The sequence below is a fragment of the Aquabacterium commune genome, from assembly GCF_004362855.1.
GTDB lineage: Bacteria > Pseudomonadota > Gammaproteobacteria > Burkholderiales > Burkholderiaceae_C > Aquabacterium > Aquabacterium commune.
In genome coordinates this window covers 1-9,398 of record NZ_SNXW01000025.1, presented here as the reverse complement: position 1 = coordinate 9,398, position 9,398 = coordinate 1, and the positions used below count along the sequence as shown (strand labels likewise).

The following is a 9,398-nucleotide window of genomic DNA, read 5'->3' as shown; positions in this document are numbered from 1 at the left end:
CGTGTCGTTTTCAGAAGGCGATTGCACACATTTTCAAAAGTGCACTGCACTATGGCAAATAGGAGAAGCTTGCTCTACCTCTTGGGTTCGGGGATTGTCCAGTCAATGCCGTGAGAGTAGAATTACGGCCTTCATCAACTGCGGAGTTCCCAAGTGGGCACTTGTTCGAGTGACAGTAGTCAGCCGGTTTTAAGCGCCGGCACCCTCTCGGCAAGATAACGCGCAGGTTCTCCCTGCCGCTGTCTCGCCGAACGCGAGAGGCGGCAACCCGTCGCAGCATCCGCTGCACGTCATTCGCCTCCCAGACGACTGATTGGCTGATCGCCCCAAGGTGATCGGCCACGAACGTCGCTTGCCGTGTGCATCAACCAAGGTGCCACGCGATGAGCCGTGCACGCGACAGGGCTTCGCCTCGATCCAAGAGGAGAACGCTGTGCGTATGACCCGTTTCCGACACCCCGGCCGCTTCGGCGCGGCCTACCCGCCACTCCGGTCGGCGCTGCTGAGTGCCGCTTTGCTGGCAGGCAGCACCGCCCATGCGGCACGCCCCATGATTACCGACGACGCCCGCATCGTCGATGCCAAGGCGTGCCAGCTCGAAAGCTGGGTCAAGAAGAACCCGGACAGCACTGAATTCTGGGCGCTTCCGGCTTGCAACTTCACCGGCAATCTGGAGCTGACCCTGGGCGGAGCCTCCACCCGCGAAGCGGGCAGTGCCAAAACCACAGATGTCGTCATGCAGGGCAAGACCCTGTTCAAAACCATGGACACCAATGGCTGGGGCATCGGCTTGGCGGTCGGTACGGTTCGCCACCCACAAGCGGATACCCGCGACTGGTATGCCTATGTGCCGACCAGCTTTTCCTTCCGCGACGATGCCGTGGTCGTTCATACCAATGTGGGCTGGCTGCGCGAGGGGGAGCCCCGGCACAACCGTTTGACCTGGGGCCTGGGCACCGAAGCCCAGCTCACTGAACGCACCTGGCTGATCGCCGAGACCTTCGGTCAGAACCAGGGCAAGCCCTTTCATCAACTGGGTCTGCGTCACTGGCTGGTGCCGGATCGCATCCAGCTCGATGCGACTTACGGCAACCGCAACGGCGGCGGCGAACGATGGTTTTCCATCGGCCTGCGCCTGCTGTCGGTGCCGTTCCTGCCGTGATGCCATGACCGTCACAAAACCTTAGCAAACTATGCCAGACCCTGAATATCGGCTGCCTGCCTGAGCACGCTTTCAACAGTGTGGATCGGGCAGGCCGCCCCGGAGAACAAGAATGAACTTCACACTGCTGAAAGAGCTGTTCGCAGGCTTCCTGCGTACCCGGCACCTCGCCAGACACTTCCGCCGCCTGACGCTGCTGGACACCCTCGCACAGACCGGCGTCAGCCGCGAAGTGCCGCCAGAGCTGACCCAGACCCTGGTCAGCGCCGCGACGACCGACCCCGCCACATTGCTGCGGCAACTGGACAGCCACGCCGATGGCTTGTCCGAATCGCAGGCCGAGGCCGTTCGGACCCGCGTCGGCCTGAACGAGGTTGAGCACGAGAAGCCGCTGCCTTGGTGGACCCACCTGTGGCACTGCTACAAGAACCCGTTCAACCTGCTGCTGACGCTGCTGGCCGTCATCTCCTACCTTACCGAGGATATGAAGGCCACCGTGGTGATTGGCACCATGGTCGTGCTCTCGACCTTGTTGCGCTTCTGGCAGGAAGCCAAGTCCAACAAGGCCGCCGATGCGCTCAAGGCCATGGTCAGCAACACGGCCACCGTCATCCGCCGTGATCTGTCCGAGGATGCCGCGCCGATCTTCGAGCAGTACTACGGCGCGCATCTGCATGTGAAAGATGCCAATCGCATCGAGCTGCCGATCAAGCTGCTGGTACCTGGCGATCTGATTGTGCTGTCGGCGGGCGACATGATCCCTGCCGACTGCCGCGTGCTCAGCGCCAAGGATCTGTTCGTGGCCCAGGCCGCCATGACCGGGGAGTCGATGCCGGTGGAGAAGTTCGCCACCCAACGCGACGCCAAGGCGATCAACCCGCTGGAACTCGACAACATCCTGTTCATGGGCACCAACGTAGTGTCCGGCTCGGCCACGGCCGTGGTGCTCGGCACCGGTAACGCCACGTACTTCGGCGCGCTGGCTTCCCGCGTCACGGCGACCGACCGCGCACCCACGGCATTCCAGTCCGGCGTCAACAAGGTGAGCTGGCTGCTGATCCGCTTCATGTTCGTGATGGCCCCGCTGGTGCTCTTCATCAACGGCTTCACCAAAGGTGACTGGATGGAAGCGCTGCTGTTCGCGCTGTCCATCGCGGTGGGCCTCACGCCCGAGATGCTGCCGATGATCGTGACCTCAACGCTGGCCAAGGGCGCGGTGATCCTGTCGCGCAAGAAGGTCATCGTCAAGCGCCTGGACGCGATCCAGAACTTCGGTGCGATGGATGTGCTGTGCACCGACAAGACCGGCACGCTCACGCAGGACAAGATTTTCTTGGCCCGGCATGTGGATGTCTGGGGCGAGGAGTCCGACGAGGTGCTGGAAGCGGCCTACCTCAACAGCTACTACCAAACCGGCTTGAAAAATCTGCTGGACGTGGCAGTGCTCGAACACGTGGAAGTGCATCAGGAACTGAACCCGGCCAACAACTACCGCAAGGTCGATGAAATCCCGTTCGACTTCAACCGCCGCCGTATGTCGGTGGTGGTGAGTGAGCGCGAGGACCACCACGAGCTGGTCACCAAGGGCGCTGTCGAAGAAATTCTGAGCGTGTGCACGCAGGTGCGCCATGGCGACGCCGTGGAGCCGCTGACGCCCGATCTGCTGGCCCGCATCCGCGAAGTCACCGCCGCGCTGAACGAAGAGGGGCTGCGCGTGGTGGCAGTGGCGATGAAGGAGGTACCGCCGACCCAAGACACCTACGGCATTTCCGATGAGCGCGAGCTGACCCTGATCGGCTATGTGGCCTTCCTCGACCCACCAAAGGAATCGACCGCGCCTGCGCTCAAAGCACTGGCCGAGCATGGCGTCACCGTCAAAGTGCTGACCGGCGACAACGAGCTGGTGACGGCCAAGATTTGCCGCGAGGTCGGGCTGGATCAGCAGGGCGTGCTGCTGGGCAGCGACATCGAGCGCATGAGCGACAAGGTGCTGGCCGAAGCCGTGGAAAGCCACAACGTCTTTGCCAAGCTCACGCCCTCCCACAAGGAGCGCATCGTGCGCCTGCTGAAAGCCAACGGCCATGTCGTTGGCTTCATGGGCGACGGCATCAATGACGCGCCGGCGCTGCGCACAGCCGACATCGGCATCTCGGTGGACACGGCGGTGGATATCGCCAAAGAAGCCGCCGACATCATCCTGTTGGAAAAGAGCCTGATGGTCTTGGAGGAAGGCGTGCTGGAAGGCCGCCGCACCTTCGCCAACATGCTCAAGTACATCAAGATGACGGCCAGCTCGAACTTCGGCAATGTGTTCTCGGTGCTGGTGGCCTCGGCCTTCATCCCCTTCCTGCCGATGCTGCCGATGCACCTGCTGGTGCAGAACCTGCTGTACGACATCTCCCAGATCGCCATCCCCTTCGACAATGTGGATGACGAACTGCTGAAGAAGCCGCAGCGCTGGCAGCCGGGCGATGTGGGCCGCTTCATGGTGTTCTTCGGGCCGATCAGCTCGATCTTCGACATCACCACCTACGCCATGATGTGGTTCGTGTTCAGCGCCAACACGCCGGAAGAACAAACCCTGTTCCAGTCCGGCTGGTTCATCGTCGGCCTGCTGACCCAGACCTTGATCGTGCACATGATCCGCACGCCGAAAATTCCGTTCATCCAGAGCCGGGCAGCGACGCCGCTGCTGGTGATGACGGCGGTGATCATGGCCATCGGCATCTTCCTGCCGATGGGGCCGTTGGCGCACTACTTCAAGCTGCAAGCCCTGCCGCCGCTGTACTTCGTGTTTCTGCCCATGATCCTGCTGGCGTACATGGGGCTGACCCAGGCCATGAAGGGCATCTATTTCCGCCGCTACGGCTGGCAATAAGGAGGCGAGCATGGAGGCAATTCAAAACATCAACCTGACCTCCCTGCTCGACACCCTGATCAGCCTGGCCGCAGCCTTCGTGCTCGGTGGGCTGATCGGCTTCGAGCGGCAGTACCGGCAACGCACGGCGGGCCTGCGCACCAACGTACTGGTGGCCGTGGGCGCGGCCTTGTTCGTTGATTTGGCCAATCGGCTGCACGGTCACGATGGGGCCGTGCATGTCATGGCCTATGTGGTGTCCGGCATCGGCTTCCTCGGTGCGGGCGTGATCATGCGCGAAGAGGGCAATGTGCGCGGCCTGAACACCGCCGCCACCCTATGGGGGTCAGCGGCAGTCGGTGCGGCAGCGGGTGCCGACCTGATCGTGGAGGCAGTATTAGGTGCCTTGTTCGTGCTGGCAGCCAACACCCTGCTGCGCCCCATCGTCAACACCATCAACCGCAAGCCGCTGGACGTGGAATCGGTCGAGGTGACGAATACCGTCTATGTGATCGCCGAGCGAGCGCATCAGAAGATGGTGATGGCCCAGCTTGAGGAAGAGCTGGAACGCAGCAGCTATCCGACGCGAGACCTCGATATTCACGCCTTCGGCGAGGAGGATGTCGAGATCGAAGCGACCTTGGTGGCCACGTCGGTCGATGGTGACGACCTGGATGCGCTGGTCAAACGACTTGCGGCACTACCGGCTGTTCGCCAGGCATTCTGGAGTCCGAGTACGACCGAGTGACCTTAAGGCCGTCAGGCATGCCCCAGCAATTTCGCACCATCCGGACGCAACTCTCCCTTGGGCGAGAGATGCCGGTACAGCGTCTGCCTGGTGATGCCCAGCTCCTGGCACAGATCACTGACCTTGGTTTCTGGCTGCCCCATCGCGGCCATCGCCAAGCGCAACTTGGCGGCGGTCATTTTGAAAGGCCGCCCGCCTTTGCGGCCCCGCGCCCGCGCCGAGGCCAGGCCAGCCACGGTGCGCTCGGCAATCAGCTCGCGCTCGAACTCGGCAAGCGCCGCGAAGATGCCGAAAACCAGTTTACCGGCAGCCGTCGTGGTGTCGATGGCGGCACCATGCCCCGTCAGCACCTTGAGACCGATGCCACGTCCGGTCAGGTCGTGCACGGTGTTGATCAGATGGCGCAGGTCGCGCCCGAGACGATCCAGTTTCCACACGACCAACGTGTCGCCTGAGCGCAGCGCCTTCAAGCAGCTTGCCAGACCAGGCCGATCCTCGCGCTTCCCCGATGCCTGGTCTTCGTAAAGATGGGCCGAATCGACACCAGCCGCAATCAGCGCATCGCGCTGTAGGTCGGTGGCTTGGGAGCCATCCGCCTTCGATACCCGCATGTAGCCAATCAGCATGTTTTGCCTGTCACATATACGTTCGATTATGTGACAGTGTGAACCGGAAAGTTCTGGCCGTCAAAATTTGTCACTTAACCCGTCATTCTGTCTAAGACATGCAAAGGGTCCAGCAGGCTCGTAATGTGACAGAAATTCCGGGGGGATGCCTTCCTTTGCAAAGGTGGCGCGCAACTGTTCCAGGGAAGCGGGATCGCGCCGACCATAGGAAGCCAACGCGAACAGCGAGCGTGCCGTCTCGGGGTCGCGCCGCGCTTCAATGATCGCGTCACTGATAGCTTGGACCGCCCGTTGCCAGTGATTGACGGGTTCGGGCGTCGGCGCTTTCGCCGGCAGACCACTGGTGAACCCGGTTTGGGGCTCGGACCAGAACAGCTTTGCATGCTCGCCTGGCGGGTTGATATCCCTCACCTCGATCAAGCTGATTGCCGTTGCCGCCGCCTCCAGCATCTGCAACCGTATTGCCGGGTTCAGGGTTTCATACGGTCGCCACAGACTTTGCCCAGCACGCAGCGGATGCCCGCAGCCTTGCCAGACTTGGCGGAGATACCCCGCGTAGGTTCCGCACGCCGAAAGCGGGGTGTTCAGCTCATCGAGCAGCGTGCGTAGCAGTCGAAACCACAATCCAGCGTGGATGCGTCGGCGCGGCAGTTCCACATAGCCGGTCGTCAGTGCCTGCCAGGTACGCCGATCCATCACTGCAATCGCGTCGCTGGCGGTGCGCGACGCAGTGTCGGCGTTCTCCCAGCCGAAAAACCGCCCAGGCACGCCCCAATAGGATTCCAGCCAGCAGCCATGCAGCGGGCAGCTCAGCATCAGGGGCAGCTTCCATGCAAGCAGTACGGTTTGGTTTGCCGGGTCGTTCAGACAGAGCGGACAGGCGCGATGTATCGGCTGGCTGGGCAGCCAGGCACGCCAGCTCGTGATGGATCGCGTCCTACGGCGGAGTTTCGGCAGCAGCACCGAGAGCTGGAACGTATAGGTTTCCAATGCGTCTGGAATCTGATCATCAAGGCTGTCCAGTAGCCAAGGCACCCAGCCGGCGAAACTCATGCAACGCAGCCGGTCCGGCTCGATGCCGCTCCGCTGGGAGAGCATCGCCAACAGCGCCAGTGGTGGCGCGGTATCCAGGTCATCGACCTGAGCGTGACCAAGATCGTGCTCCAGCAGCTCGGACACCTCCATGTGATAGCAAAGGGCCACGCGGTTGAGCCACGAAGACAAGGCTTCGCCTTCTCTGGGAGCCGGATGCAGCGGCCAGCGCGGCGCTGGCTTCACATCAGTTCCCGCTCGAACTGTCGTCGCCGCTCGCTTGGGCCGGTGTAGTCGGCCATGCTGAGCGTGCGGTGGTTGATTGCTTCCTCACCGCTTTCCACGGCAGCGACAGCCGCCGCCATCAACAGGTGCGCCAGTTCGCCGATGGTGCCCTCGCAGCGTGTGAGCAGGTAGCGAGCCATGTCTAGCGTGGCAATCGACGAGGGGCGGCGCAGCGGGAGCGAAGCCGTGAAGCTGGCCAGCAGCGAGCAGCAATCATCGTTGGCCTCCCACACCGGCAGCATCATCGGCTCGAACCGATTTTCCAATTGGTCATCCGAGCGGATGGCCAGGTAGGCGTCGCGCGTGCCGACTCCGACCAGGGGGATGCGTAGCTCGTTGCCGAGGAAGCGCAGTAGATTGAGGAATTCCCGGCGGTTGACGCTGTTACCGGCCAAGACGTTGTGTAGTTCGTCGATCACCAACATACGCACACCGACCTTACGTAACAAGGCCAATGCCAATTGCTCCATTTCCGGCAACCGTGGGCGTGGGCGCAAGGGCGCGCCCATCGCAGCGAGCAGCGCGACGTAGAAGCGGATCACCGACGGCTCGGATGGCATCTGCACGACCAGCACCGGGATGTGCTCCTGGTCGGCGTCGGCACTGGCCGGATGCGTGCGCCGGAATTTCTCGACGATCATCGACTTGCCGTTGTTGGTCGGGCCAACCAGCAGCAGGTTGGGCATGCGTTGTTTGTTCGGCCACGCATACAAGGTTTCCAGCCGGTTCAGAGCCTCGACCGCACGGGGATAGCCGATCCAGCGGTCGGCGCGAAGGCGTTGGATGCGCTCGTCCGCCGGCAGCCGGGCCAATCCCTGCGCCGCCTGTAAGAGGTGCGACAGGTCGATGATGGGATATTCGTCCACGGCTACCACTCCTCAATCTGGTCGAAAGGTTTTGCCGGAGGCTGCTTGTCTGCCTGCGGGTCGGAAACATCAGTTTCCGGCGGCGTCGGCTTGTTCGGCGGAACCGACGCCTTGAGATGCTGGCGTCGATCCGTGTCGCGCCGCGCCTTGCGCGTGGCCTTCTGCGCGGCAGTCACGATCTCGCGCATCTGGCCGATCATGCGGAACAGCGCCGATTCATCCACTTGCTCGCGCCCTTGCTGACGCAATTTCGCCAGAGCTTGTCGTTGTTCCCACAGCGTGACCGCCGGGTGCGACAAGGTGCGGTAGGGGATTTCCAGGTAGTGCTGCCCTTCCGGTTCCAACACCCAGATACGGCTGATGTCGCGCGGGTCGCGCCGGATCAGGAACGCAGGCAAGCGGTCGCGCCGAGCTATCCACGGCTTGAGCGCATCGGCGTAGTAGTGGATGTGGTCGATGACGAAGCCGGTGCGGGTCAGCGTGCGGCGGATGATGGGCAGAAAATCGACCAGAAAAGCCGTGGCGCGGGTGACGACGGCCGGTATACCGACACGCGCCACGGCCTCAGCCCAGCGCGCCGCCGGCGGTTGGAACAGGCCGTTGTGCACGGAGCCGTGATAGGTGCCGACCGCCAATGTGAGCCAGCGCTCCAGCTCGCGCAATGTCAGAGCGGCCTTGTTTTCGGAATCGTAGTCGCCGCGCCGGTCCGGGTTGGAGAAGGTTGTTCCCGGTAGATCGTCGTGGATCATCTGCATCGCCGTGCCGATGATCCGTTCCACAATGCCGCCATAGTGCGGCTGTCCCAGCGGACGATAGTCCAGCCGGATGCCATGCTGCTCGCAACCCCGGCGCAGGGCCTCGCTCTTGAACTCGGCCGCGTTGTCTAGGTAGAGCAGCAAGGGCTTGCCGCTCATCGGCCAATCCATTTCCACGTTCAGCCCTTCCAGCCAAGGGCGCTTGTCGCAGGCGATATGCACAAGGCACAGGCCGACCGAGACGGCGGATGGCGCTTCCAACGTGACCACCATTCCAACCACGCAGCGGGTAAACACGTCGATGGCGAGGGTCAGGTACGGGCGGCCAATCGGTTGCCGGTCGCGCTCATCGACCACGATCAGGTCGATGACCGTATGGTCGATCTGTACCTGCTCCAGCGGCGCGGTCACGGCAGGAGGCTCGCCGCCTACACCTTGCAGGTCGCGGGCGGCATCCTGGCCTTCCCGGCGGCGCATGGTTTTGAGCGGATCGAGGCCGGCGATCCGTAAGGCCACGGTGTTGCGCGCCGGTACGCGGAGCTTTTGCGTTTTGCAAGCCTGTGCGACTTCGCGGTGGAACGCCGCTAGGGTTCGTTTCTGCTTGGTCAGGAAACGCTTTTGCAACAACTCGCGGATGATGCGCTCGACCGGCTCAGGCAGACGCCCTTTGCCTTTGCCGCCGCCGGACCGACCTGGTGCCAGGTCCGTCACAAGGCCAGTGCCTTGTCGCGCCCGGCGGATCAGGACATACACCTGCCGCCGAGACAGTCCAAGCGCCTGCGCTGCGGCGTCGGCAGACTGATGACCGACTACTTCAAGCGTCGTAAGCGGGGCGATGATCTCGGCTCGCTGGCGGGCATGCTCCCATGCCGCGTCGGACAGGGTAGCCACCCCGTGCTCCGTGATTCGTGCATCTGACGCCATGCCCATACCTCGCTTTTGTGCACACGAGTATTGAGCATAGTCGAAATTGGTGACGATGACTTCTGATATTTGGTTATCAGGAGCTGACTGCACTCCGGGCGTTACGTCCAGTTAATTGGTGCAGTCGTCTTCTGAAAATGACA

Annotated in this window: 7 protein-coding genes; 3 read left to right on the top strand and 4 right to left on the bottom strand. The window is 62.5% G+C overall.

From position 1 onward, the window contains the following. The first annotated feature begins 439 nt into the window (after positions 1–439). The 3 genes from EV672_RS18380 (at position 440) to EV672_RS18370 (ending at position 4,767) form a co-directional block, all read left to right on the top strand. A complete protein-coding gene (locus tag EV672_RS18380; RefSeq protein ID WP_059401174.1) occupies positions 440–1,162 on the top strand; it encodes a PA4824 family protein in 723 nt (240 codons plus the stop codon). Between the two features lie 112 nt (positions 1,163–1,274). Continuing rightward, positions 1,275–4,040 carry a magnesium-translocating P-type ATPase gene (mgtA, locus tag EV672_RS18375; protein ID WP_059401175.1) on the top strand — a complete coding sequence of 922 codons (2,766 nt, stop codon included), beginning with the start codon at positions 1,275–1,277 and terminating at the stop codon, positions 4,038–4,040. Between the two features lie 10 nt (positions 4,041–4,050). Next, complete coding sequence (locus EV672_RS18370; protein ID WP_059401176.1) at positions 4,051–4,767, top strand: MgtC/SapB family protein; 717 nt, start codon at positions 4,051–4,053, stop codon at positions 4,765–4,767. 11 nt (positions 4,768–4,778) lie between these two features. Here EV672_RS18370 and EV672_RS18365 read toward each other — a convergent pair whose 3' ends face one another. Genes EV672_RS18365 through EV672_RS18350 form a run of 4 tightly spaced genes read right to left on the bottom strand, consistent with a single transcriptional unit; the run spans position 4,779 to position 9,222 of the window. Beyond that, the gene (locus tag EV672_RS18365) at positions 4,779–5,393 is read right to left on the bottom strand and encodes a recombinase family protein (protein WP_028839766.1); all 615 of its coding nucleotides are present in this window, start codon (positions 5,391–5,393) and stop codon (positions 4,779–4,781) included. A gap of 60 nt (positions 5,394–5,453) precedes the next feature. Continuing rightward, positions 5,454–6,671 carry a TniQ family protein gene (locus tag EV672_RS18360; RefSeq protein ID WP_133611388.1) on the bottom strand — a complete coding sequence of 406 codons (1,218 nt, stop codon included), beginning with the start codon at positions 6,669–6,671 and terminating at the stop codon, positions 5,454–5,456. Next, positions 6,668–7,576, bottom strand: a complete 909-nt coding sequence (locus EV672_RS18355) for a TniB family NTP-binding protein (RefSeq protein WP_013124601.1) — start codon at positions 7,574–7,576, stop codon at positions 6,668–6,670. Before EV672_RS18355 ends, EV672_RS18360 begins: the two co-directional genes overlap by 4 nt. A gap of 2 nt (positions 7,577–7,578) precedes the next feature. Continuing rightward, complete coding sequence (locus tag EV672_RS18350; protein ID WP_481725704.1) at positions 7,579–9,222, bottom strand: TnsB C-terminal domain-containing protein; 1,644 nt, start codon at positions 9,220–9,222, stop codon at positions 7,579–7,581. Positions 9,223–9,398 lie beyond the last annotated feature (176 nt).